The organism is uncultured Algibacter sp. (assembly GCF_947495675.1).
GTDB lineage: Bacteria > Bacteroidota > Bacteroidia > Flavobacteriales > Flavobacteriaceae > Algibacter_B.
In genome coordinates this window covers 100,136-123,000 of sequence record NZ_CANLZX010000010.1, presented here as the reverse complement: position 1 = coordinate 123,000, position 22,865 = coordinate 100,136, and the positions used below count along the sequence as shown (strand labels likewise).

The following is a 22,865-nucleotide window of genomic DNA, read 5'->3' as shown; positions in this document are numbered from 1 at the left end:
TTTTTTAGTTCTTATTTTTTTGGTAACGGACTTATTATTTTTACATTTTGAAAAGCTATGGCACCTCTTATAATTCCAGAGATAACATCTTGCAACGCTTCAATAATTTGCATTTTTAATTCACTTTTATGATAAATGATACTTACTTCTCGTGCAGGTGAAGGTTCGTTAAAATAATGTAAATTGGCTTTTTCTTTATCGTTAATATCTAAGGTGTGTAGATAAGGTAGTAGCGTCATACCTAATCCTTCATTTGAAAGTTTTATTAAAGTTTCAATACTTCCGCTTTCCAATTGAAATTGATCGTCTGCATGGTCTTTAAATATTTTACAAAGATTAATAACGCCGTCTCTAAAACAATGTCCGTCTTCAAGTAAAAGCATGTCATTAACATCTAAATCTGCAATATCTATTTTTTTATTAGTGTGTAAACGATGACCTTTAGGAATATAACTTACAAAAGGTTCAAAAAACAATACACGTTCTTTTATACTTTCATCTTCTAATGGTGTAGCAGCAATAGCAGCATCTAAATGGCCATCTTTAATTCTAGTAATAATTTCATCAGTAGTTAATTCTTCAATTTTAAGTTTAACTTTTGGGTGCTTTTTAATAAAATTCTTTAAAAACATTGGGAGTAAAGTAGGCATAACTGTTGGTATAATACCTAATCTAAATTCGCCACCTATAAACCCCTTTTGTTGGTCTACAATATCTTGTATACGATAAGATTCGTTTACAATATTTCTGGCTTGAGTAACAATTTTTTTTCCTACCTCGGTAAGCTCTATGGGTTTTTTACTTCTATCAAAAATCTGAACGTCTAATTGGTCCTCAAGTTTTTGAATTTGCATACTTAAGGTAGGTTGTGTAACAAAGCATTTTTCGGCTGCTTTTGTGAAATTTTGATTTTCGGCAACGGCCAAAACATAATATAATTGGGTAATAGTCATGTATATCAATTTAGGCTATAAAAATATAAAAACTATCAATAAAACTTATTGAAAAACACGTTTATTATAGATTAAATTTGGGTTATAAAATAAAACGATATGACAGCAATAAATAGTATTGGTTTAGATACCAAAAAGACAAAAGATATAGCAAACGATTTAAATGATTTATTAGCAAATTTTCAAATTTATTATCAGAATTTAAGAGGTATACATTGGAATATTAAAGGAAAGCGTTTTTTTGATTTACATGTTAAATTTGAAGAGCTTTATACCGATGCCAATTTAAAAGTAGATGAAATTGCTGAACGTATATTAACTTTAGGTGAAACACCTTTACATACATTTCAAGATTATGCTGCTAAAGCGCAAGTGCCTGTTGGTAAAAACATCTCTGAAGATGAAAAAGCAGTTGAGTTAATTGTTGATTCACTAACTCAATTATTGAAAATTGAAAGACAAATTTTAGATAAATCTGGTGATGCTAATGATGAAGGTACAAACTCTTTAGTAAGTGATTTTATTACTGAACAAGAAAAAACGGTTTGGATGATGAAGGCATGGTTAAGTTAAACCAAAGTTATTAAATAAAGTTAATTCATTTTACAATTATAAAAAAAGCGACCTAATATTAGGTCGCTTTTTTTTTTATGTTAATACTTTAAAGTGAAATTTTTAAATCTAAATCTTGGTCTGATAATTCAAATTTAGCTGTAGCATATTGTGGAGGTCCATAATTTACTGGATTATTAGACATTCCAAAAGATTCTTTAGGCATTCCATTTTCGTGAAAATCCATTCTTTTATTTTCGTTTTCATCATGTAATGCGATAATAGCATAAGTACCAGCTTCTACATTTTCAAAAGTTACACTAACCTTGCCATCTACAATTTTAGTTTCAGAATTTTTAATCCCTTGTCCTTTCATAAAAGTGTTTTCTGTATGTAGTCCTAAAACAATATTTCCATTATTATTTGATATGTTTTCTATTGTTACAGTAATATTTTTTCCTGTTTTGTTTTCTTGTGCATTACCTAAGTTAATTGATAATACAAATGCGATAATTAAAGTTGTTAATGTTTTCATGATGTATGGTTTATTTGTTTTACACTTCAAATATCTAACACTAACGCGGTTTTTTATAATTTGATTTACCGAACTGTTATTTTTAAATGATGAGTTGTAATTGTTTTTAAACAGATAGCTAATAACAAAGAAACATTAATAGTTAAGAAAAGATTAACCTTAAATTGAAAGCTTTTATATATGCATTAATTGCGTTGTTGGTAAAAAAATGTTTTTAAATATGAGAATAGATTCTGTATTGAAATGGTTGTGTTTTAGTACCTTAATAAGGTAGGTAAGGAAAAAACTATAATTTATTTAGCAGTCTATTTTTTTTATAAAATCATTTTTATAGCTAAACCCAATTGGAATTCGTTTGTCGTCTATAATTATTCTATTGCGTTGTACAGAATGTATTTGATCTACTGATACTATAAATGATTTATGAACCCTAATAAAATTATTTTGACCTAGTTTTTCTTCGAAATTTTTTAAGCTGTTTAATGTTAAAATGGGCTTTTTATTATTTGTGTAAATTTTAATATAATCTTTAAGTCCTTCAATATATTTAATTTCATTAACATTTATTTTTAAATTTTCGTACTCAGATTTTACAAAAATATACTCTGGTCGAGTTGTAGTTCTTTCTATAATTGTAGTAGTTTCTGCTTTTTCACTAATTATATTTAATGCTCTTGTAACTGCTTTTAAAAATCTATGAAATGGTATAGGTTTTACAAGGTAGTCTATGGCGTTAAGGTTAAAACCTTCAACAGCGTAATGTGAATAAGCTGTTGTAAATATAAAATGGGGTTTATATTCTAACGATTTAATGATGTCTATGCCAGAAAAGTTAGGCATTTCAATATCCGTAAATATTAAATCTATTTTGCGTTTATGCAATATGTTTGTAGCTTCAAATCCATTGGAACATGTTTCTACTAATTCTAGAAATGATATTTTAGATATAAAATCTTCCAATAATTCTAAAGCTAAGGGCTCATCATCAATAATAATACATGTTATCATGGTTTTTTTAATTTTAATATTAATGTTGCTTCGTAACTGTTTTTTTTGTTTTTTATTTCGATTGTATGCTCATTTGGGTAAAGTAGTTTTAGCCTATTTTTTATGTTTTCTAAGCCTACACCTGAACTTTTAGTTTTTGATTGTTGGTGAGATACCGAGTTATATACATAAAATTTTAATAGCTCATCTTCTATAATTATTTTTATTATAATATTGGTTTTACCTTTAAAATCTGTTCCATATTTAAAAGCATTTTCTATGAAAGAAATTAGTAGTAAAGGCTCAATACTAAAATTTAAATTGCCGTGAATATTAATTTTTACATTACTAGAGTCTTTTAACCTTAGTAGTTGTAAAGAAATATAATTTTTTATGTAATCTACTTCCTTTTCTAAAGGGACTAACTCTTTATTAGTTTCATAAATCATATATCTCATTAAATCAGATAGGATAACAATGGCATTTGTAGTGTCTTTAGATTGTTTGTGAGCTAAAGAATAAATACTATTTAATGTATTGAATAGAAAATGTGGGTTAAGTTGTGCTTTTAAAAAAGATAATTCGGAATTTACTTTTTGAGATTCTATTAAAACCCTTTGTTTTTCAGATTTAGACCATTCAATACCTAATTTTATGCTGGTACTTAAGGTGAAAATTAAGAGTAATAAACCACCAGAGGGAAAAAAACCTCTAAAATTAAGTAAAAAAGGAGAAGGCTTTTTTGGTGGGTAAAAGTTGTGATTTCCATTAATGTTAAAATCATTTTGGTGGATAAAATTCGGTTTTGGCAATGTTTCTTCCATTATGTACATAAAGAATAACCCAAATGCAATTAATGTTAAAAAGAAAAGTCCTGTTTTTTTATTTAATAATAAGTTGGGTACAAGTAAATTGTAATTTAAATAAAAAGCTATTATTAATATGCTTGATCGAATAATGAAGTCTTGAGGAATAACACCTATTTTTAAGTAGATTTGAGATGCACTTATTACCAAAAAAATTATCCATATTAAAATATGGATAATAATTGATGGTATATTTTTAAATTTGCTCAACACTAAAAGTTTGTTCAAAAATATCATAGTTGGTTCTTAAAAATATGCCAATTAAGTGTTATAATTATTATAAAAAAAGGTTATAAAAGTATGTTTTACATAATTTACAACCTTATTAAACTTTAAAGCAATTCAATTATTTATTAATCATCTTCGTTTTCTAGTTCATCTGGTCTAAACTCCCAAACATCATCAAAATAGTAGTTACTACTTCTTCCCATAAGTACAAAGGCTTTCGTGTTAAAAGAGAAAGAAGATGCGTCTTGTCTTGAAGTACCTTCAAAGTATGGCATTTCTTCCCAAGTGTCTGCATAAGGAGTGTATTCCCAACAGTCATATGTTAAAGAAGGGCTAAGTCCTGTAGCAAAATATCCTTTACCATTTAAAGTAAAGCCAACGCTATTGTAAAATGTAATAGTATCATCAAGGTCGTCATCATCTAAATCTGTAAGTCGCATCCAATCTGTACCATCAAAAGAATAAAAATCATATTGAACAGAACCATTTCGTGTTCCTGTTCCTATGTAAGCAATACCATCAATTATAAAAACTGCAGCATTTTGGCGTTTTTGTCCACCAAAACCAACTACTTGTTCCCAGTTATTATTATCAGGATCAAATTTCCAAAAGTCTTTTTGTTCACTTCCATCATAACCAGTACCAATGTATCCATAACCATTTAATGAAAAACCTATTGCGCCATATCTAGCTGTACCACCAAAATCTGCCTTTTGTGTCCATTGATCTGTATCTGGATTATACTCCCAGAAATCATTTAGCTCATCATTACCATCATAACCAGTACCTATATAACCTTTTCCGTTAATGGCAAATCCAACTGCTCCGCTTCGTGCTGTTCCTGGAAAATCTGCTTTTTTAACCCAATAATCTTCTTCAGAATTATATTCCCAAGTATCATATAAATAATCGTCACCATCATATCCTGTTATTAAATATCCTTTTGTTCCTATAGTGAAACTTACAGCATTACCTCTTGAGTCACCATCAAAAGATGAACTTTCTACCCAGTTTCCATACTCATCAGAATCATCATCAGAATTATTACATCCAACTATTAAAATGGATAGGATTACAAAACATAAAATGTTATTTTTTTTTAGTTTATTCATTATTGTTACTTATTTATATTTTAATAATTTCTACTTTAAATACTTGGCGAATCTAGAAGCTACATTGCTTAAAAACATTATAAAATAGACCAACACTTAGTTTTTGTCTATGTTAAGCTTATTTATGTCTACAAGGTGATTAATTATCTGATAATTAGTTTATTAACATAATTTTTACATTTTCGTCTATAAAATATAGGGGTTAGTCTATTTTGAGATATTAGTTGTTTAAGCTAACTCTAGTTTTGCTTTTTAAAAACAAAGTAGAATGAGATTAATTTTTATTTTTAGTATTTGTGCGCTTTTTATGTTTTCCTGTAGTGACGATATAAAAAACTATCCCGTTGGTAGTGATTTTATTGATAATAATATTAATATAATAATATTAGATACATTTTCGATTAAGGCAGCAACCTTTAAACTTGATTCTTTAGTTACATCGGGTACCAATCGTATTTTATTAGGAAGTTTGAAAGATGAATATTTTGGACATTTAAAAGCACAATCTTATTTTCAAGTACAAAATTCAAACTTTTCAATAAACACTAATACTGTTTTTGATTCTATTGGTTTGGTTTTGAATTATGACACTTATTATTATGGAGACACTACTCAAGTACAAACCTATAAAGTGCATAAATTGCTAGAATATTTTGAGCCTGAAGAAGGAGACGATTTTTATAATTTATCTGAACTTGAGTATGATAATACAATGCTAGGGGAAGTATCATTTACTCCTAGACCAAATAGTACATCTGACTCTATTTATATCCCTTTAAATCATGATTTAGGTGAAGAATTATTTAATAAAATTAAGGATAATGAGATTAATACAACCGATGATTTTCTTCAATATTTTAAAGGTATAACTGTTATTCCAGATACTACAGTTAATAGCCATGTTTTAGGTTTTAATTTCAAATCTTATACAGACTTGGTAGATAATACAAGTATGCGTTTATTTTATACTGAAGATATTGATGATAGTAGTGAAGATAATAATCAGGTGATTGATTTCTACATATCATCAGCATACAAACAATTTAATAGTATAAAAACTAATTTGGATGGTACTTTAATTAACAATTTTACAGATGAGGAAACAACCTTATCTAGTAATCAAACTGATCAATTAGTTTTTGCACAAGCAGGAAGCGGCATATCGGCAAGAATTGAAATGCCTACAGTTAAAGATTTAAATTCATTATCTGATGAAAGTACAAGCTTAAAAGCAGAGTTGTCTTTTAGTCCACTTCAAAATAGTTATGATGACTTAAGACCTTTAAAGGAATCCTTAGCTGTTTATGTAGTTGATAGTAAGAACCGAATTATTAGCCAACTTACCGATTTAGATTCTAACACAGTTTATGCAATTTTAAACGAAAACAATGATGAGTTTAATGAAAGTACCTATTACAGTATAGATATGAGCGGTTTTGTTGAAGCTATTTTAGGTTCTGAATACGATTTAGATTATGCCATAATGATTCAATTTGAAGATTATAATAGTGTTGTTGATGCTCTAATTATTGATAATCTAAATGAAGATAATAACAACATTAAGCTAAGCATAACTTATTTACAGAATTAAATTATTTTTTTAGATGAATAAAATAAAAGCGTTGCTGTTTATTATAGCAATTATCCCATCATGTTTTTCTCAAAATGATACCAGTACACCATATTCTTTGTTTGGATTAGGCGTTGAAAATAAAACTGCTACTGGTGGTTTAACAGGTTTAGGGAATACAGGAATATCACAAAATAATGCAGGAGAAATAAACCTTTTTAATCCTGCTAGTTTAGGAAATATAAAACTCAACACTTTTTTATATGAGTTTGGTGTAAATGGTATGTATTCTACAATACAAACCGACAATGTTAGTGAAAACACAAGTGATTATAATATGTCTCATGTTGTTATGGCCTTTCCCTTAACGAAAAACTTAGGAATGAGTTTTGGGCTTTTACCATATACAAAAGTTGGTTATGATATTGATATAGAAAGCCCTATAGAAGGGTCTACAGAGACTTACATTTCAAGAATAACTGGGTCTGGTGGGTTAAATAAATTTTATGTATCAAGTGGGCTTAGTTTAGGAAATAGGTTATCATTAGGAATAGATTTATCAGTTCTGTTTGGCTCAATAAATCAAGAAACTAATGTGTATTATGAATCTTTGGTTAATATAAAAGATGTTAATTATTATAATGGGGTTAAACTAAAAGCTGGATTGCAGTACCAATTAATTAAAGCCGAAAACAAAGCGGTGACGTTGGGAGCAGTTGTAGAATTGCCGACTAATTTGTCTGGGTCTCAGGAACGAAGCTCTTATAAAACATCTACTAGTGGTTCTAAAGTTACTATTGGTGAGGATACCGAGAATGACTTAGATGATTTTGAATTACCTTTATCTTTAGGTTTTGGAGTCACTACTAAATTAAATAACACAGTAACTACAAGTTTTGATTTTACAAAATTATATTGGGATAATACAAACCAATTACAAAATAACGAACGCTATACGAATCAAGATATTTATGCTTTTGGTGCAGAGTATTTACCTGCTGGGCGTAACAATAAATATTGGAGTTTAGTTAAGTATAGATTTGGTTTAAATTATAACACAGGATTTTTAAACATAAGTAACCAAAAAATAGATAGTTATTTTGCTTCGGTTGGTTTGGGTTTACCTCTGTCTAACAGAGCAAAACTTAATATATCTTATTCTTATGGGAAAGAGGGCACAATAAACAATAGCTTAGTTGAAGAAAACTTTCATAAAATAACTATAAACTTAAATTTTATAGGAAATTGGTTTAATAAAAGGCAGTATGATTAAATATAATTATAGTAAACCGCGTGCCTTAATTTCTAGGTATTTATTTATGGTGTCTATGGTTAAATGCTCTGGAGTTGTAAGTATAGAGTGGATACCATATTTTTTTAGTTCGTTTACTATGAGTCGTTTTTCAAAAGCAAATTTTTCTGCAATTACTTTGTTGTAAACTTGCTCTATAGTTTCTGCTTTATTATTAATTAGGCTATTTAATTCTGTGTTTTTAAAGAAGATAACTACTAACATATGGCTTTTAGAAATGGCTTTTAAATAGGGCAGTTGACGCTCCAATCCATCTAAAGTTTCAAAATTAGTGTACATTAAAATAAGACTCCGTTGCGTAATGTGTCTTTTTATACTGGCATATAACCTACTAAAATCACTTTCAAAAAAATCTGTTTTTACATTATAAAGGGCTTCAAGAATTAGTTGCATTTGCGAGCTTCGTCTTTGTGCAACAACAATATTGTTAATCCGTTTTGAGAATGAAAGCATGCCTGCTTTATCATGTTTTTTTAAAACCACATTACTTATTACAAGTGATGCATTAATAGCATAATCTAAAAGGCTTAAGCCGTTAAATGGCATTTTCATGATGCGACCTTTGTCAATGATGGAATACACAGGTTGCGATTTTTCATCTTGAAATTGATTAACCATTAATTGGTTTTTCTTTGCTGTGGCTTTCCAATTTATGGTTCGTAAATCGTCACCTAAAACATAATCTTTTATTTGCTCAAATTCCATAGAATGCCCAAGACGACGCACTTTTTTAAGTCCGTATTCTAATGAGTTTTTGTTAATGTTTAAAAGCTCAAATTTTTTAAGTTGTTTAAAACTAGGATAGGTTGGTACCATGGCACCATTTTCGAAAGTAAATCGTTTGGCAACAATATTTAAAACCGACGATGCGTAAACATTTAAATTCCCAAAATAATATTCGCCACGTTCAGTTGGTTTTAAATCATATTGAATAGTTTTAGTTTTTCTAGATAAGATAGTTTCCTTTATTTTAAAATCTCGCACCTGAAATTGTTCTGGTATTTCATCAATGATTTCAAGATAAATTGAGTAAGGGTAATTGTTGTTAATTTCTAGATTTATTTGATTTTTATCTCCATTCGAAAATTTATCGGGAAGAATTCTTTTTGCTTCAATTTTGTTTTTTCCAAGGAAAACAATAAGGAAATCTAATATAAAAAGAAGTATTAAAACTAATATAGAAAGCTGTGCAACATTAAATAAAATAGGAATGAAATAACTTAGGGCGAACAAAACCACAATGCCAATGCCTGCATAAAAAAAACGGGGTTGTATGTAGAAGGGTTTAAAGAATTTCAAAAGTTATTAGTTGTTTTTATTCGTATTGATTGAAAAATTAGTTTTATGTTTATTTACCTTGGAATTTCAACTGTTTCAATTATTTGTTTTATAATTTGTTTACTGGAAACACCTTCCATTTCGCGTTCTGGTGTTACAATAACTCGATGGTGTAATACAGGGATTGCAGCACGTTTAATATCTTCTGGTGTTACAAAATCTCTACCACTCATAGCAGCAAAAGCTTTACTCGATTTTAATATGGCTATGGATGCTCTTGGTGATGCTCCTAGATACAAAAACTGGTTACTTCTAGTTGCTACAATAAGTTGTGCGATGTATTTTAGTAAATGTTCTTCAACTAAAACTTGAGCAACTAAATTTTGATACTCAGCAATTTGTTTTGACGTTAAAAAGGATTCAACTTCATCTGTTTTAGCCTTGTCTTTCAGTACGTGTTCTCTCGATAAAATTTCTATTTCTTCTTCTAAATTGGGGTAATCTACATCAATTTTAAACAGAAATCTATCTAATTGTGCTTCGGGTAATCTATATGTTCCTTCTTGCTCTACTGGGTTTTGTGTTGCTAGAACCATAAAAGGAGAATCTAATAAAAATTTATTACCATCAATAGTTATTTGCTGTTCTTCCATAACCTCAAATAATGCAGCTTGGGTTTTGGCTGGTGCTCTGTTAATTTCATCAATAAGAATCATGTTTGAGAAAATAGGACCTTTTTTAAACTCAAATTCAGAATCTTTAAGATTAAAAACTGAAGTCCCTAAAATATCACTAGGCATTAAGTCTGGTGTAAATTGTATTCTACTAAAATCAACACTTAACGACTTTGCTAAAAGTTTTGCAGTAATGGTTTTTGCAACTCCAGGAACACCTTCAATAAGCGAATGCCCTTTAGCTAATAACGATGCAATAAGCATATCTACCATGTCTTTTTGTCCAACAATAACTTTACCAACCTCTTGTTTTATTTTTTGAACACTCTCCTGTAGTTCAGATAAATCTAATCGGTTTTGAAATTTTAAATTATTATTATCGTTTAACGCGCTATCGTCAATTGATGATACGACATCTTCTTGTTTTGGTAAAAAACCTTCTTGCGCTTTTTCTTCCTTATTTTCGTCCATAATTATTTTGAATAAAATGCTTCTATATACTTGTTGAGTTTTATAAGGTTGTCTTCAGTAAACTCATTTTTAGATTTCATTAAGTTAATGTAGTTAACTAGTTTTTTTACATCTTCTTTTTTCTTTCCTGTTTTTGTGGCTAGCTTTTCTACGAATGCTTCATCTAAAATATTAGTGTTTAAATTTAATTCAGTTCGTATTTTTTCTAAAAAATAGGTTATTTTTTTGTCTATAAGGTTTTTATGGTCCTTTGTGTCAAAGTATAAATTAGATACCGTTTTAACAAAAGCCACAGTCGTATTTTGTAATGGTTTTATAATTCTAATAATTCGTTGTCTTCGTTTTGCATTAAAAATCATGAATAGAAAAGCAAATACTAAAGCAGAGTACCAAGCCCATTTAAAAGATAGCTGCTCAAGAAACCAGCTTAAATTAGATTTTTTTTCAACATCGCCATCATAACCTGTTTGGATTTTGGTGTATGAGTCAAAATATATATTGTTATCTGGTAAATAAGATAAAATACCTTCAATATATTTATATCTGTCTTCTTTTAAAAGATGATAATTTGTAAATATTTTAGGTTCTGTATGAAGATAAACATGACCTTTCCCAAACGGTATTTTTAAGAAATTTACATGTTTATAATCAATTTTTGAATAACCTAAAACAGTATGGTTAATAGAATCAAATTCTGAAAAATATTGATCGCTTGCATTTCTGTCAAGCTTAATATCTTTAATTGCCAGATGTTTTAATGAAAGATATGAAATGCTATCTTTTTCATTTTCAATATAATCGACACTCACATCTAAGGTATCGTGTAATTTTTGAGGGAAATAATAATCTGAAAGAAATAAAGTGTTTCCAGCACTAATAAAATTAAGTAATTCGTCAATAGAATCATCTTCTAAATAATCGGAATTGCCAATTATAATATAACTACCTTCTGCAACATGTTCTCCATAACCATCCTCAGAGTTTGCACTTAAATAACTAGATGGTTGATGATAAACAGTTCTAACTTTATAGTCTTCAAAAAGTCTTGGTAGTTCTTTATAAAGTACACTAACACCATATGGTTTGTTGCTTTTTTCATCATAAGATTCTTCCCAATCAACCGTTTTGGTTCGTTTAACACCAATAACCACAGAAGCTGTTACTATCAACATAATAAGAATAATAATTACAGGCAGGGTTTTCTTCATTATTTTACCTGTTTTAAAAAGCTTGAAAAATTACTTTTAGCCTTGTTATACTTTTCTATGTTTAAAGGGAATTCGCCATACCAAATGTAGTTGTAAAGGTATGATGTGTATGCAAAATCTTTACTAAAGGGTTTGTTGCTTACTTCATTTAAATACTCATTATTTGTTTTGTCATCTTCAAATTTTATATGGTTTTTTAAGCTTAATGTTTTTAAAACCAGAAGATAATAATAACGAATGGCAAGTCTATAGTCATTATCATTTTCGGCATTTTTTATTAAGGTATGAATATCTGCGTTTTCAATGTTTTCAGCAGTAATCTCTTCATAATTATGAATGGATTTGTTTCTGTTTGAGGTGAATAAGTTAGTGCCACCTTCATTAAACAATATGTAAACCAAAAAACATACGGCAAGTGCAATAGCGATATAGAATACCCACCTAAATGGACCAAAATTTATACTTATACTGTCTTGGTTGTCTCGCTCTTTTCGTTTTACGTCTTCATTTTTATAATCTTCATATTTGCCAGATCCAGAAGGTGTTTCAGAAATTATTTCTTTGCCTTCATAATTATATTTGTTACTATCATAGCGGTCTTTAAAATTTTTATCAAACGTTCTTATTTTTTCAGGAGTTTGTAAAGAATTTAATCCAAAAGATACCTTAGAGCCCAAAAGCATTAATAAAATAAAAAAGAATATATGTAGGTGTTTAGTTTTCAAATATGCGCCGGACTTAAATTTGGGATTTGAGTAATTTGTTTTTGAATTTTAAAAGGGTAAATTAAATAGTAATAACTAATAATACTAAGTGTAATTAGGATGATAAAAACCGATAGCCAATGCGGCATAATATTAGAATAACGAGTAATAAAACCTTCTAGAAAACCAGCAGCAAAGGTGAAAGGAAATGTACTTATTAAAATTTTAATACCTGTTTTAGCACCTATTTTAAATGATGTGTATCTAGAATGTGTTGCAGGAAATAAAATACTAGCACCTAATATTAAGCCAGCGGCACACTCAATAACTATGGCGAAAATTTCCATGGCACCATGTATCCAAATACCACGAACACTTTCCCAAAACACACCCTTTTCATAAAAGAAATATTGAAATGAGCCTAGCATAATGCAGTTATTAAACATAATATAAAGTGTGCCAATTCCTAAAAACACACCTAATACAAAAGCTATAATACCCACTTTTAAATTATTAATAGTAATCCCAATAAAGCTTCCCCAATTACTACCGCTTTTATAAACAGCTACGGGGTCTCCGGCTTCAATGTTTTCCAACGACATGTTTACATAATCATCTCCTAAAACAGAGCGAACAAATTCACCATCATTAGCTGCTGAAATAGCACCAATAAAAGTAAAAGCCGAAAAAATAATAAAAGCAATGTATATGTATTTTCGGTATTGGTAGCAAATTAAAGGCACCTCGGTTTTCCAAAAAGAAATAATTCTGTTGGTGTCGGTACTTTTAGTTTTGTAAATCTTTTGATAGGCGTTTGCAGATAACTGATTTAAATATGCAATAACCTTACTTTTAGGGTAGTAAGTTTGTGCATATGCCAAATCGTTTATAACATGAATGTATTGTGAGGCTAGTTCGTCAGGATCATTAAAATCATTATTAACGATTGCTTTTTCAAAACTCAACCATTTTTCCTTATTTTGCTTGATAAATGCAACTTCCCTCATATATTAGATAAATTAAAATATAAAATGTCAGAGTTACAAATTAACACGACTCAAAATGTAAAAATAACGTTTAATGCTGCTGGAGCAGGAGAGCGATTATTGGCATTTATTATAGATATGGCCATTAAAATTGGCTATATGTTGGTTTTAAATTGGACTTTCGGTGCGTTTGATAATATGGATCAATGGTCGCAAATAGCAATAAATACGGTGCTTAGTTTCCCCGTTATGTTTTATACCTTGACTTTAGAGTCTATTTTGCAAGGGCAAACCATTGGAAAAAAAGTTTTAAAAATTAGGGTTGTTAAAATTGATGGTTACCAAGCTTCATTTTCAGATTATGTGGTACGATGGTTTTTTAGAATTGTTGATGTTTACATTTTTGGTTTAGGTTTCTTCGTTATGTTATTTAATAAAAAAACCCAACGCTTTGGTGATATGGCTGCAGGAACAGCTGTAATTGGTTTAAAAGATAACATAAATATAAGCCATACTATTCTTGAAAATTTAAGAGAAGACTACAAACCTACCTATCCTAATGTCATTAAGTTATCAGATAATGATGCCAGAATAATAAAAGAAACATTTAGTGTTGCAAGAACAGCAAAAGACTATCAAACATTAATAAAATTACGACTAAAAATTATTGAGGTTGTAGGTATAAAAACGGTAAAACAAAGTAGTGATATGGAGTTTATTGATGTAATTTTAAAAGATTATAATTTTTATACTCAGAATATGTAAGTAGTAAGTGTATTTAGATAATTATTAAATCACTCATCCCAAAATTTATAAAAAAAATGTTTTATACCATAGATATATTAGGAACTATCGCATTTGCTATTTCTGGCGTATTAGTAGCAATAAACAAAAAGATGGATTTGTTTGGTATTCTTATTATAGCTTTTGTAACAGCTGTTGGTGGTGGTACGTTACGAGATTTGCTAATAGGAAATACTCCTGTAAGTTGGATGAAAGATATCACGTATACTTATGTTGTTTTAGGATCTGCAGTATTCGCTATACTGTTTAGAAGTAAAATTAATTACCTAAGAACCTCGTTGTTTTTATTCGATACCATTGGAATTGGTTTGTATACATTAGTTGGTATAGAAAAAGGATTAAATGCAGAATTACATCCTATAATTTGTATAGCATTAGGAACTATGACAGCTAGTTTTGGAGGTGTTATTCGAGATATTTTATGTAATGAAATCCCCGTTATATTTAGAAAAGAAATTTATGCTACAGCCTGTATTTTAGGTGGTGTAACCTATTTTGTTTTACGTGAGTTTCCTATAGTAGATAACTATGTTTTTATAATTGCAGGAATTGTGGTTATCGTTGTTAGGTTAATTGCTGTAAAGTTTAAAATTGCATTACCTACAGTATATTCAGAAACTAAAATGTAGTTTGAGCTTAAATAATATAGCTCTAGCTAATAATCATTAGTAATGTTTTAATCTATAATCTCAACATTTCGTATGTAAATGTTCTTATCTGGCCAGTCGCCATCATCGGTTTCTACAGCAGCTATTTTATCAACAACACTCATGCCTCTTGTTACATGTCCAAAAATTGTGTAATCACCATCTAAAAAGTGAGCGCCACCTTTTTGGCAAACAATAAAAAATTCAAATGGCGAAGCTAGTTTATGCGGATTTCTAATTTCACTACTTGGCATAGAAATAACACCACGATCATGTTTAAAACCACGTTTAGTGTCAGGTGGTAATAGGTATTTGCCAATATAAGAGCGTTTTCTAGCGGTTTTAACATCATCACTATTTCCTGCCTGTATCATAAAATTATCAATAACGCGATAAAATTGTGTATCGTTAAAATAACCTTGTTTTGTTAACCAAATAAAATTAGAACGATGAAACTTAGTTTCGTTATAAAGTAAAATATCAATCTCGCCAAAATCTGTAGTGATACGAACTTTATTTTCTTTATGGTGCTTATCGTATTCTAAGAAAAACTCCATGGCACTTTTCGAATTTAGCTTAGGGAATTCGCGTTCAGGCTCTTGTATGGTATCTTTTTCTAAGTCTTTTTTAATAGGTTTTTCAACTTTAGTTTTAGTTGTGTTTTTAGTTGTAGTTTTTTTATCTTCACAAGATAGAAGTAAAATAAAAAAACAGAAAAACAATACGACGCGCATAGACTATGAAGTTTGAAGAATTTTTAAAATCAATTTCAAAAATAGAAAATATACAGCTACCAGCCGAGACATCTCACTTTAAAATGGTGCCGCCGTATCGTCATGAGTTATTAAAAAAGCAGCAAAAAGCTATAAAAAAAGCAAAACACGCTGGGGTTTTAGCCTTGTTCTATCCGGATAAAAAAGAAGAGACAAAGATTATTTTAATTCTAAGAAACACTTATAAAGGTGTGCATTCGGCTCAAGTAGCTTTTCCAGGAGGTAAATTTGAAGATCAAGATGAAACTTTGCAAGATACCGCATTAAGAGAAACTTTTGAAGAAGTAGGAGTGCCCGTAAATACCATTCAAATCGTTAAGAAAATATCTCAAGTATATATTCCTCCAAGTAATTTCTATGTACAGCCATTTATAGGAGTTACTCAAAATACACCCCAATTTGTTAAGCAGGATGAGGAGGTTGAGGCGCTTATTGAAGTAGATTTAGAACATTTTTTAGATAATCAGTCTTTAATTACTAAAAGTGTAAAAACCTCATATAGTGTTGAGGTAGAAGTACCTGCGTTTAAATTAAATAACTATGTTGTATGGGGAGCAACTGCAATGATGCTTAGTGAAATTAAAGACTTGTTAAAACAACTCTAGTTTTACTACATTTGTAACCTAACCAATATTGACTCGTGATTTATGGGATTATTTAAAAAAAATCCATTTGGCCATATACTTTTTTTAAAAAAATGGCTTATAAGAATCTTTGGAGCCTTAACACATAGGCGATTTAGAGGTTTTAATGAGCTACAAATAGAAGGGTCTGAAATCATTAAAGATTTACCAGATACAAACGTTTTGTTTATATCAAACCATCAAACATATTTTGCAGATGTAGTTGCCATGTTTCATGTTTTTAATGCTAGTTTAAGTGGTCGTACAGATTCAATTAAAAATATAGGTTATATCTGGAATCCGAAATTAAATATTTATTACGTAGCAGCTAAAGAAACCATGAAAGCGGGCTTATTGCCAAAAATTTTAGCTTATATGGGGTCTATTAGTATTGAGCGCACATGGCGATCTCAAGGGCAGGACGTAAACAGGCAGGTTAAAATGAGTGATATATCTAATATAGGTAAAGCCTTAGATGATGGTTGGGTAATTACTTTTCCGCAAGGAACAACTACACCATTTAAACCAATTAGAAAAGGAACAGCACACATAATTAAGCGTTATAAACCTATTGTTGTGCCTATTGTTATTGATGGTTTTCGTCGTTCTTTCGATAAAAAAGGATTACGTATTAAGAAAAAAAATATTCTTCAGTCAATGGAAATTAAAGCACCATTGGATATTGATTATGATAACGAAACTACTGATGATATTGTAAAAAGAATAGAGTTTGCTATCGAGCAACATTCGTCGTTTTTAAAGGTTATCTCTAAAGCCGATTTAAAAGCGCAAGAAGAACTAGATAAGTTACGAAAGTGGAAAATAGATTAGATAAATTAACAACTTATCTAATAAAAAGCTGAACCACATTTACTACCGATCCTGGTCCTGGCATTCCACCACCATAAGGATTAACACTACCAATTGAATACCACCAATTAGTACTGTTTACAGAGCCGTCTAAGTAAGTATTTGTTAACGATAACTCTAAGCCACCCCAAAAATTACTAGTCGAATCAATGTTAATTGCAACATAGCCAGCTACTGGTCTTGTTGCAGAGGCTCCACTTTTAGGGTCAAAAGTTTGGCTCCAATGGTTTGTTACACCTAACGTAGGGTAGTGCAATCTAAATTCATAAGGTGCATTACTTTTTAATTCATCTATTTTGCTTAAAATAGAATACTTATTTGTAGTAATATTAGGTGTTGCAACATTAAATTCGTTTGCTTCTGCATTGTTAGCCCAAAATCCACCAGCTGTATTATGGTTAAATACAAGTGTCCAGCCGCCACCATCATTAGTCATGTCGCAATAACAGTCGTAAGCAGGGTTTGGGCCTGCCCCATCAGGGTCAATGGTATATACACCATCTGTAGTGAATCCAGCATTTAAGTATGCTAAACAATTTGGTAATGTTGTTGTAACAGTTATATCTGTATTACAGGTGTCACTTTTTCCATCAAAAGTAATAGTAAAAGTATCGGTTTGAGCGGCAATTGGTGTGCCAGACCCTGCAAGAGTTATGGTGTTTAACCCAATTGAACTAAATGCTCCAGTACCAGAAAAACTATAGCCATTTACCGTATTTGTACTAATGGTATAAGTTTCTATTACATTAACAAGAACATCTAGAGTTATTGTATTACTGCCGTTTAAAGTGTTGCCAATAGCGTATGTGCCATTTGCTGTTACAGAACTGCAATCTAAAGAATTAGTAGCTATTTCTGCTAAGCAACCAGACCACGAAGTTCCATTATAAAACTTAAAGCAGTTATCATCTAAATTATAAACAAACAAACCTTCAGCCGGACTTGTAATAGCATTAATTTGCGTAGTAGTCAATCTTGGAGGTAAAAAACCTTGGGTGGTGGATTGAACATCTAAAATAGACGATGGGTCTGGGTTTGTTGTACCTATACCAACTTGCGAAAAACTATGTGTAAAGCTAATACATAGCAATACTATAATAAGTAGATTTCTTTTCATATTTAGGGAGGGAGTAAATAAAATAGCAATTAACTGTGTAAATATATTAATTTATAGTGTAATAAAAATGATACAATTAATTATTATTTTGCAGAGTAAGAATATTCCAGTATTAATTTTTGGTTAATAACTCCTAACAATTCTCTTTTAAAATCGGTATCAAAAGTTATATTTTGCATCTCTGTTTTAAGATAGATATATGAAAGTCTGTATAGCCGAAAAACCAAGTGTTGCCCGAGAAATTGCTGCTGTATTAGGAGCAAATACTAAACGTGATGGCTATTTTGAAGGTAATGGTTATGCGGTAACATATACTTTTGGGCATTTGTGTACACTAAAAGAACCTGTAGATTATAAACCCTATTGGAAAAGTTGGGATTTAAATAATTTACCAATGCTTCCAGAAAAATTTGAAGTTAAAGTATCTTCTAATTCTGGTATAAAAAAGCAATTTAATATTGTAAAAAGTTTATTTGATAAAGCCGATCTTGTAATAAACTGTGGGGATGCCGGGCAAGAAGGAGAACTTATTCAGCGATGGGTAATGAATGAGGCTAATTACAAAGGCGAAGTAAAACGATTATGGATTTCATCATTAACCACAGAAGCTATAAAAGAAGGTTTTGAAAACTTAAAACCAGCCAAAGATTACGATAATTTGTATTATGCTGGCTTTTCTAGATCTATTGGCGATTGGTTATTAGGTATAAATGCAACCAGATTATATACAGTAAAACATGGTGGTTACAAACAAGTGTTATCTGTAGGTCGTGTGCAAACACCAACATTAGCCATGGTTGTTAACCGTTTTAAAGACATTGAAAACTTTAAACCACAACCGTATTGGGAATTACAAACGCTTTACAGAGAGACGTTATTTAGCTACGAAGATGGTCGGTTTCTTAAAAAGGAAGATGGCGAAGCACTTGCTAGTAAAGTAAAGGAGAGTGATTTTGAAATACAATCTATTACCAAAAAGAAAGGAAAAGAATATGCGCCAAAACTGTTCGATTTAACAGGTTTGCAGGTATATTGTAATACTAAGTTTGGCTTTTCTGCAGATGAAACCTTAAAAATAGTACAAGCATTATACGAGCGTAAGGTTGTAACTTACCCTAGAGTTGATACTACATTTTTACCAAATGATGTGTATCCAAAAGTATCTGGAATACTCCAGAAGCTAACTAACTATTCAACATTAACACAGCCACTTTTAGGAAAAAAAATAAAGAAGTCTACTAAAGTATTTAATGATAAAAAGGTAACCGATCACCATGCTATAATTCCAACCGGCATGCAAACCAATTTGCAATATAACCAGCAACAAGTTTACGATATTATTGTAAAACGATTTATTGCTGTTTTTTATGATGATTGTACCGTATCAAACACCACCGTTTTAGGGCATGCCGCAAAAGTTGTTTTTAAAACTACTGGTAAAGAAATTTTAGAAAAAGGGTGGCGCGTAGTATTTGAGAATCCAAATGCTAAAGAAAAAGAATCTGGTATTTTACCAACTTTTGAAAAAGGCGAAAAAGGACCACATGAACCTTCTTTTTTAGAAAAAGAGACCAAACCACCAAATCAGTTTACAGAAGCCTCTTTGCTACGTGCTATGGAAACTGCAGGTAAGCAGGTTGATGATGAAGAGTTACGAGATTTAATGAAAGAGAATGGTATAGGAAGACCATCAACCCGGGCCAATATTATAGAAACACTTTTTAGAAGGAAATATATAAAGCGTAACAAGAAACAAGTATTACCAACAGTAACAGGTATTCAATTAATTGATACGATTAAAAATGATTTATTAAAATCGGCAGAATTAACGGGCTCTTGGGAAAAGCAATTAAAAGATATTGAAAGAGGCGAATTTAGTGCAGGTGCCTTTATAAATAACATGAAACGCATGGTTGATGCTTTGGTTTACGAAGTACGAAGTGAAACGAAGCGTGCTAACATATCGTATGCGACAACTGTAAAAAAACGTGCCGCAAAAGTAGATGCTAAAAAGAGTGCAGGCATTACTGCTGAAAGTTGCCCAAAATGTAAACAAGGGCAAATAATTAAAGGAAAATCGGCTTATGGCTGTAGCGCGTATAAATCGGGCTGTAATTTTGTTATGCCATTTAGTTTTAATGGTAAAAAAATATCTGAAAAACAATTTATAAGATTGCTTCAAAAAGGCTCAACAGTTAATTTAAAAGGCTTTAAAACAGGCTCTGGAACCGTAGAAGGTTTACTTCGTTTTGATGAGAATTTCAAGTTAAAATTAGAGCCTAAAAAAACTGCTGTAAAACCAAAGTCAGATGAATTGGTGTGTCCTAAATGTAAAAAAGGAACGGTTATAAAAGGTAAAACGGCTTATGGCTGTAGTGCTTATAAATCGGGTTGTGATTTTAAAGTAACGTTTGATGCTGTTAGAGCTAAAATGAATGGGCAAACACCAACAAAAGAACTCGTGCATCGTATTTTGAATGGAAGTATCTAAAACCAAACATAGGCATTTTTTAATCTTTAAACCTTATGGGTATTTAAGTCAGTTTGCTAGTAACGATTCTAAACAACAATCTAAAAAGTTTTTGGGTAGTTTACATGATTTTCCAGAAGGGATTATGGCTATTGGTAGGTTAGATGAAGCATCCGAGGGTTTACTCTTACTAACTACAAATGGTAAAATGAGTGCCACTATAAACAGCCAAAAAGTTGAAAAAGAGTATTACGCACAAGTTGATGGTGTTGTTACTGCAGATGCTATTAAGCAATTAAAAACGGGAGTTGACATAACTGTTGATGGTGACGTTTACAAAACCAAGCCTTGTAAAGCTTTTAAATTAGAAACGCCCCCTAATTTACCACAACGCGCAAAAAAGATTAGAGACGATAGGCATGGGCCAACAAGTTGGGTGTCTATAACTTTAAAAGAAGGTAAGTTTAGGCAGGTAAGAAAAATGACTGCAGTAGTGGGTTTCCCTACATTACGCTTAGTTAGGGTTAGGGTAGGAGCGATTCATGTAAATACGATGCAGGCTGGTGATGTTGTTGAGGTGGATGCGTTTGAAACTTTTATGGATTGACACCATTTATTGCTTGGCTTTGTCAGAAAAATAAACTAACTTCGTTTAGCGTCTGATATAAGTTTTTAAAACGGGTTTATATCATCGCATTGGCATTAATTAAAAAATAACCAAAATAATAAATGGAATTACCTAAATATCACGAAACTTTTATGCCGATTTTAGAAACGTTAAGCTCGATTGAATCAATAAGCAGTCGAGAATTAGCAATAAGAGTTCGTGACAAGTATTATTCGGACTTACCAAAAGAACTCTTAGATAAGAAAACAAGTACTGGAGCCAATACCTTGATTGACCGAATACTTTGGGGAAAGTCCTATCTGAAAATGGGCAAGTTTGTATTCTATCCGAAAAGAGGAATGGTGCAAATCGGAGAAAAAGGAAAACAAGCTTTGGCAAGTGGAAAATTACTTTTGTCGGACTTACAAAATGACCCTGATTTTATCCAACATCGCTCTTCAGTTAAAAGTAAAAAAGAGGACAAAACCGAATTGGAAACTGTTGATGTTGACAATGCATCACCTCAAGACCTAATCGATACTGGATTTGAAACAATTGAAACAGAAGTTAAAACCGAGCTTCTCGATAAACTTAAAGAACTCGACCCTTACTTCTTTGAAAAAGTAATTTTGATATTACTCAAAAGAATGGGTTATGGAGATTTTATTGAAACTTCAAAAACTGGAGATGGCGGAATTGATGGAATCATAAACGAGGACAAACTCGGGCTTGAAAAGATTTACACTCAAGCAAAAAGGTACAATGAAAATAAAGTACGCGAAAAGGATATAAGGAATTTCATTGGAGCAATGAGTGGAGACACTTCAAAAGGAGTTTTCATTACCACATCAACTTTTGACGATTCTGCAATTAAGAAAGCGAGAGAAGCTCATCATTCAATTATACTGATTGATGGACCTAAACTGGTTGACTTAATGCATCAATACAATGTTGGTGTTCAAGTAAAGACGACTTATGAGGTTAAAGAAATTGATAACGATTTCTTTGAGGGAGAATAATTGACCTATGGCAAATAAATGGGGAATTCCAATCGATGTAGAAATCTTTGTAAAGGAGCGAGATAAGAATTGTGTTTATTGTGGAGTGGAATTTTTTGAGAGTAATGACTCAAGAAAATCAAAACCGTCATGGGAACATATAGTAAATGATATAAGAATAAATGGAAAGGACAATATCGCTCTGTGTTGTATTTCGTGTAATGCGAGTAAAGGAGCGAAACTAATAGAAGATTGGCTACAATCTGAATATTGTAAAAGAAAGAACATTACAATTGACAATATTGCAACTGTAGTTAAAGAAGCTATTGCCAATCCACCGAAAATAAAAAATAACTAAGCCCAACAACCGCTTTAGTTCATTACGGCTGAAATTCCTAATTGGAATTTCGAGCCTTTTTGCTAAATTTATGGTTTCGTTACGGAATGATACTCGCGTACCATTCCGTAACGAAACCATAGTCAAAACCTTTAAACAAACCTCTCCAAAAACCAATACCTA

Annotated in this window: 23 protein-coding genes; 11 read left to right on the top strand and 12 right to left on the bottom strand. The window is 30.7% G+C overall.

Annotated elements, in window-relative coordinates; all coding sequences use genetic code 11:
* Positions 1-11: 11 nt before the first annotated feature.
* Positions 12-953, bottom strand: coding sequence for a hydrogen peroxide-inducible genes activator (locus tag Q0842_RS08840; protein WP_298497014.1), 942 nt, complete (start codon positions 951-953; stop codon positions 12-14).
* Between the two features lie 99 nt (positions 954-1,052).
* On the opposite strand from Q0842_RS08840, the gene Q0842_RS08835 reads away from it, so the two are divergent.
* Positions 1,053-1,526 (top strand): Dps family protein, encoded by a 474-nt coding sequence (locus Q0842_RS08835; protein WP_298497011.1) that lies wholly within the window; start codon positions 1,053-1,055, stop codon positions 1,524-1,526.
* Positions 1,527-1,614: 88 nt separating this feature from the next.
* On the opposite strand, the gene Q0842_RS08830 is transcribed toward Q0842_RS08835, so the two are convergent.
* From Q0842_RS08830 to Q0842_RS08815, 4 genes are all read right to left on the bottom strand, one after another.
* Positions 1,615-2,040 (bottom strand): DUF2141 domain-containing protein, encoded by a 426-nt coding sequence (locus tag Q0842_RS08830; RefSeq protein WP_298497008.1) that lies wholly within the window; start codon positions 2,038-2,040, stop codon positions 1,615-1,617.
* Positions 2,041-2,337: 297 nt separating this feature from the next.
* Positions 2,338-3,048: a LytTR family DNA-binding domain-containing protein gene (locus Q0842_RS08825; RefSeq protein ID WP_366941115.1), complete on the bottom strand. Its 711-nt coding sequence runs from the start codon at positions 3,046-3,048 to the stop codon at positions 2,338-2,340.
* Positions 3,045-4,103: a sensor histidine kinase gene (locus Q0842_RS08820; protein WP_298497005.1), complete on the bottom strand. Its 1,059-nt coding sequence runs from the start codon at positions 4,101-4,103 to the stop codon at positions 3,045-3,047. Before Q0842_RS08820 ends, Q0842_RS08825 begins: the two co-directional genes overlap by 4 nt.
* A 143-nt stretch (positions 4,104-4,246) precedes the next feature.
* Entirely contained in the window at positions 4,247-5,233 is a 987-nt protein-coding gene (locus Q0842_RS08815) for a kelch repeat-containing protein (RefSeq protein ID WP_298497002.1), read from the bottom strand.
* Between the two features lie 268 nt (positions 5,234-5,501).
* Here Q0842_RS08815 and Q0842_RS08810 point away from each other — a divergent pair, with 268 nt between their 5' ends.
* Together Q0842_RS08810 and Q0842_RS08805 are read left to right on the top strand one after the other, a co-directional pair.
* Positions 5,502-6,824, top strand: a complete 1,323-nt coding sequence (locus Q0842_RS08810) for a DUF4270 family protein (protein WP_298496999.1) — start codon at positions 5,502-5,504, stop codon at positions 6,822-6,824.
* Between the two features lie 13 nt (positions 6,825-6,837).
* Entirely contained in the window at positions 6,838-8,076 is a 1,239-nt protein-coding gene (locus tag Q0842_RS08805) for a hypothetical protein (RefSeq protein WP_298496997.1), read from the top strand.
* Positions 8,077-8,082: 6 nt separating this feature from the next.
* On the opposite strand, the gene Q0842_RS08800 is transcribed toward Q0842_RS08805, so the two are convergent.
* The 5 genes from Q0842_RS08800 to Q0842_RS08780 all read right to left on the bottom strand — a co-directional run bounded on the left by Q0842_RS08800 (position 8,083) and on the right by Q0842_RS08780 (position 13,457).
* Complete coding sequence (locus Q0842_RS08800) at positions 8,083-9,414, bottom strand: DUF58 domain-containing protein (RefSeq protein ID WP_298496994.1); 1,332 nt, start codon at positions 9,412-9,414, stop codon at positions 8,083-8,085.
* Between the two features lie 53 nt (positions 9,415-9,467).
* Positions 9,468-10,469 carry a MoxR family ATPase gene (locus Q0842_RS08795; RefSeq protein ID WP_298497065.1) on the bottom strand — a complete coding sequence of 334 codons (1,002 nt, stop codon included), beginning with the start codon at positions 10,467-10,469 and terminating at the stop codon, positions 9,468-9,470.
* Between the two features lie 71 nt (positions 10,470-10,540).
* Positions 10,541-11,746, bottom strand: coding sequence for a DUF4350 domain-containing protein (locus Q0842_RS08790; protein ID WP_298496991.1), 1,206 nt, complete (start codon positions 11,744-11,746; stop codon positions 10,541-10,543).
* Complete coding sequence (locus Q0842_RS08785) at positions 11,746-12,471, bottom strand: hypothetical protein (protein ID WP_298496988.1); 726 nt, start codon at positions 12,469-12,471, stop codon at positions 11,746-11,748. Before Q0842_RS08785 ends, Q0842_RS08790 begins: the two co-directional genes overlap by 1 nt.
* Positions 12,468-13,457 carry a stage II sporulation protein M gene (locus Q0842_RS08780; RefSeq protein ID WP_298496984.1) on the bottom strand — a complete coding sequence of 330 codons (990 nt, stop codon included), beginning with the start codon at positions 13,455-13,457 and terminating at the stop codon, positions 12,468-12,470. The genes Q0842_RS08785 and Q0842_RS08780 overlap by 4 nt, the downstream gene beginning before the upstream one ends.
* A 24-nt stretch (positions 13,458-13,481) precedes the next feature.
* Between Q0842_RS08780 and Q0842_RS08775 the strand changes: the two genes are divergently transcribed.
* Both Q0842_RS08775 and Q0842_RS08770 read left to right on the top strand, forming a co-directional pair.
* A complete protein-coding gene (locus Q0842_RS08775; protein WP_298496981.1) occupies positions 13,482-14,201 on the top strand; it encodes an RDD family protein in 720 nt (239 codons plus the stop codon).
* A 56-nt stretch (positions 14,202-14,257) separates the two neighbouring features.
* Complete coding sequence (locus tag Q0842_RS08770) at positions 14,258-14,869, top strand: trimeric intracellular cation channel family protein (protein WP_298496978.1); 612 nt, start codon at positions 14,258-14,260, stop codon at positions 14,867-14,869.
* Between the two features lie 47 nt (positions 14,870-14,916).
* On the opposite strand, the gene Q0842_RS08765 is transcribed toward Q0842_RS08770, so the two are convergent.
* Positions 14,917-15,621: a peptidylprolyl isomerase gene (locus Q0842_RS08765; protein WP_298496977.1), complete on the bottom strand. Its 705-nt coding sequence runs from the start codon at positions 15,619-15,621 to the stop codon at positions 14,917-14,919.
* A 5-nt stretch (positions 15,622-15,626) separates the two neighbouring features.
* On the opposite strand from Q0842_RS08765, the gene Q0842_RS08760 reads away from it, so the two are divergent.
* Positions 15,627-16,265: a CoA pyrophosphatase gene (locus Q0842_RS08760; RefSeq protein ID WP_298496974.1), complete on the top strand. Its 639-nt coding sequence runs from the start codon at positions 15,627-15,629 to the stop codon at positions 16,263-16,265.
* A gap of 42 nt (positions 16,266-16,307) precedes the next feature.
* The gene (locus tag Q0842_RS08755) at positions 16,308-17,114 is read left to right on the top strand and encodes a 1-acyl-sn-glycerol-3-phosphate acyltransferase (RefSeq protein ID WP_298496971.1); all 807 of its coding nucleotides are present in this window, start codon (positions 16,308-16,310) and stop codon (positions 17,112-17,114) included.
* Positions 17,115-17,127: 13 nt separating this feature from the next.
* Here the strand turns inward: Q0842_RS08755 and Q0842_RS08750 are convergent, their stop codons facing one another.
* On the bottom strand, positions 17,128-18,270 hold the full coding sequence (locus tag Q0842_RS08750) for a fibrinogen-like YCDxxxxGGGW domain-containing protein (RefSeq protein ID WP_298496968.1): 1,143 nt from the start codon (positions 18,268-18,270) through the stop codon (positions 17,128-17,130).
* 199 nt (positions 18,271-18,469) lie between these two features.
* On the opposite strand from Q0842_RS08750, the gene Q0842_RS08745 reads away from it, so the two are divergent.
* The 4 genes from Q0842_RS08745 to Q0842_RS08730 all read left to right on the top strand — a co-directional run bounded on the left by Q0842_RS08745 (position 18,470) and on the right by Q0842_RS08730 (position 22,703).
* On the top strand, positions 18,470-20,761 hold the full coding sequence (locus tag Q0842_RS08745; RefSeq protein WP_298496965.1) for a type IA DNA topoisomerase: 2,292 nt from the start codon (positions 18,470-18,472) through the stop codon (positions 20,759-20,761).
* Entirely contained in the window at positions 20,748-21,347 is a 600-nt protein-coding gene (locus Q0842_RS08740) for a pseudouridine synthase (protein WP_298496963.1), read from the top strand. Before Q0842_RS08745 ends, Q0842_RS08740 begins: the two co-directional genes overlap by 14 nt.
* A gap of 122 nt (positions 21,348-21,469) precedes the next feature.
* The gene (locus Q0842_RS08735) at positions 21,470-22,366 is read left to right on the top strand and encodes a restriction endonuclease (protein ID WP_298496959.1); all 897 of its coding nucleotides are present in this window, start codon (positions 21,470-21,472) and stop codon (positions 22,364-22,366) included.
* 7 nt (positions 22,367-22,373) lie between these two features.
* Positions 22,374-22,703 carry an HNH endonuclease gene (locus tag Q0842_RS08730; RefSeq protein WP_298496956.1) on the top strand — a complete coding sequence of 110 codons (330 nt, stop codon included), beginning with the start codon at positions 22,374-22,376 and terminating at the stop codon, positions 22,701-22,703.
* The last annotated feature ends 162 nt before the right edge of the window (positions 22,704-22,865 follow it).

What these genes read in the sequence shown, in the direction of transcription:
- Q0842_RS08825 (WP_366941115.1), bottom strand. Translation starts at nt 3,048, where the DNA reads ATGATAACATGTATTATTATTGATGATGAGCCCTTAGCTTTAGAATTA.
- Q0842_RS08745 (WP_298496965.1), top strand. Translation starts at nt 18,470, where the DNA reads ATGAAAGTCTGTATAGCCGAAAAACCAAGTGTTGCCCGAGAAATTGCT.
- Q0842_RS08810 (WP_298496999.1), top strand. Translation starts at nt 5,502, where the DNA reads ATGAGATTAATTTTTATTTTTAGTATTTGTGCGCTTTTTATGTTTTCC.
- Q0842_RS08775 (WP_298496981.1), top strand. Translation starts at nt 13,482, where the DNA reads ATGTCAGAGTTACAAATTAACACGACTCAAAATGTAAAAATAACGTTT.
- Q0842_RS08815 (WP_298497002.1), bottom strand. Translation starts at nt 5,233, where the DNA reads ATGAATAAACTAAAAAAAAATAACATTTTATGTTTTGTAATCCTATCC.
- Q0842_RS08750 (WP_298496968.1), bottom strand. Translation starts at nt 18,270, where the DNA reads ATGAAAAGAAATCTACTTATTATAGTATTGCTATGTATTAGCTTTACA.
- Q0842_RS08805 (WP_298496997.1), top strand. Translation starts at nt 6,838, where the DNA reads ATGAATAAAATAAAAGCGTTGCTGTTTATTATAGCAATTATCCCATCA.
- Q0842_RS08740 (WP_298496963.1), top strand. Translation starts at nt 20,748, where the DNA reads ATGGAAGTATCTAAAACCAAACATAGGCATTTTTTAATCTTTAAACCT.
- Q0842_RS08830 (WP_298497008.1), bottom strand. Translation starts at nt 2,040, where the DNA reads ATGAAAACATTAACAACTTTAATTATCGCATTTGTATTATCAATTAAC.
- Q0842_RS08840 (WP_298497014.1), bottom strand. Translation starts at nt 953, where the DNA reads ATGACTATTACCCAATTATATTATGTTTTGGCCGTTGCCGAAAATCAA.
- Q0842_RS08835 (WP_298497011.1), top strand. Translation starts at nt 1,053, where the DNA reads ATGACAGCAATAAATAGTATTGGTTTAGATACCAAAAAGACAAAAGAT.
- Q0842_RS08735 (WP_298496959.1), top strand. Translation starts at nt 21,470, where the DNA reads ATGGAATTACCTAAATATCACGAAACTTTTATGCCGATTTTAGAAACG.
- Q0842_RS08760 (WP_298496974.1), top strand. Translation starts at nt 15,627, where the DNA reads ATGAAGTTTGAAGAATTTTTAAAATCAATTTCAAAAATAGAAAATATA.
- Q0842_RS08780 (WP_298496984.1), bottom strand. Translation starts at nt 13,457, where the DNA reads ATGAGGGAAGTTGCATTTATCAAGCAAAATAAGGAAAAATGGTTGAGT.
- Q0842_RS08790 (WP_298496991.1), bottom strand. Translation starts at nt 11,746, where the DNA reads ATGAAGAAAACCCTGCCTGTAATTATTATTCTTATTATGTTGATAGTA.
- Q0842_RS08765 (WP_298496977.1), bottom strand. Translation starts at nt 15,621, where the DNA reads ATGCGCGTCGTATTGTTTTTCTGTTTTTTTATTTTACTTCTATCTTGT.
- Q0842_RS08770 (WP_298496978.1), top strand. Translation starts at nt 14,258, where the DNA reads ATGTTTTATACCATAGATATATTAGGAACTATCGCATTTGCTATTTCT.
- Q0842_RS08730 (WP_298496956.1), top strand. Translation starts at nt 22,374, where the DNA reads ATGGCAAATAAATGGGGAATTCCAATCGATGTAGAAATCTTTGTAAAG.
- Q0842_RS08755 (WP_298496971.1), top strand. Translation starts at nt 16,308, where the DNA reads ATGGGATTATTTAAAAAAAATCCATTTGGCCATATACTTTTTTTAAAA.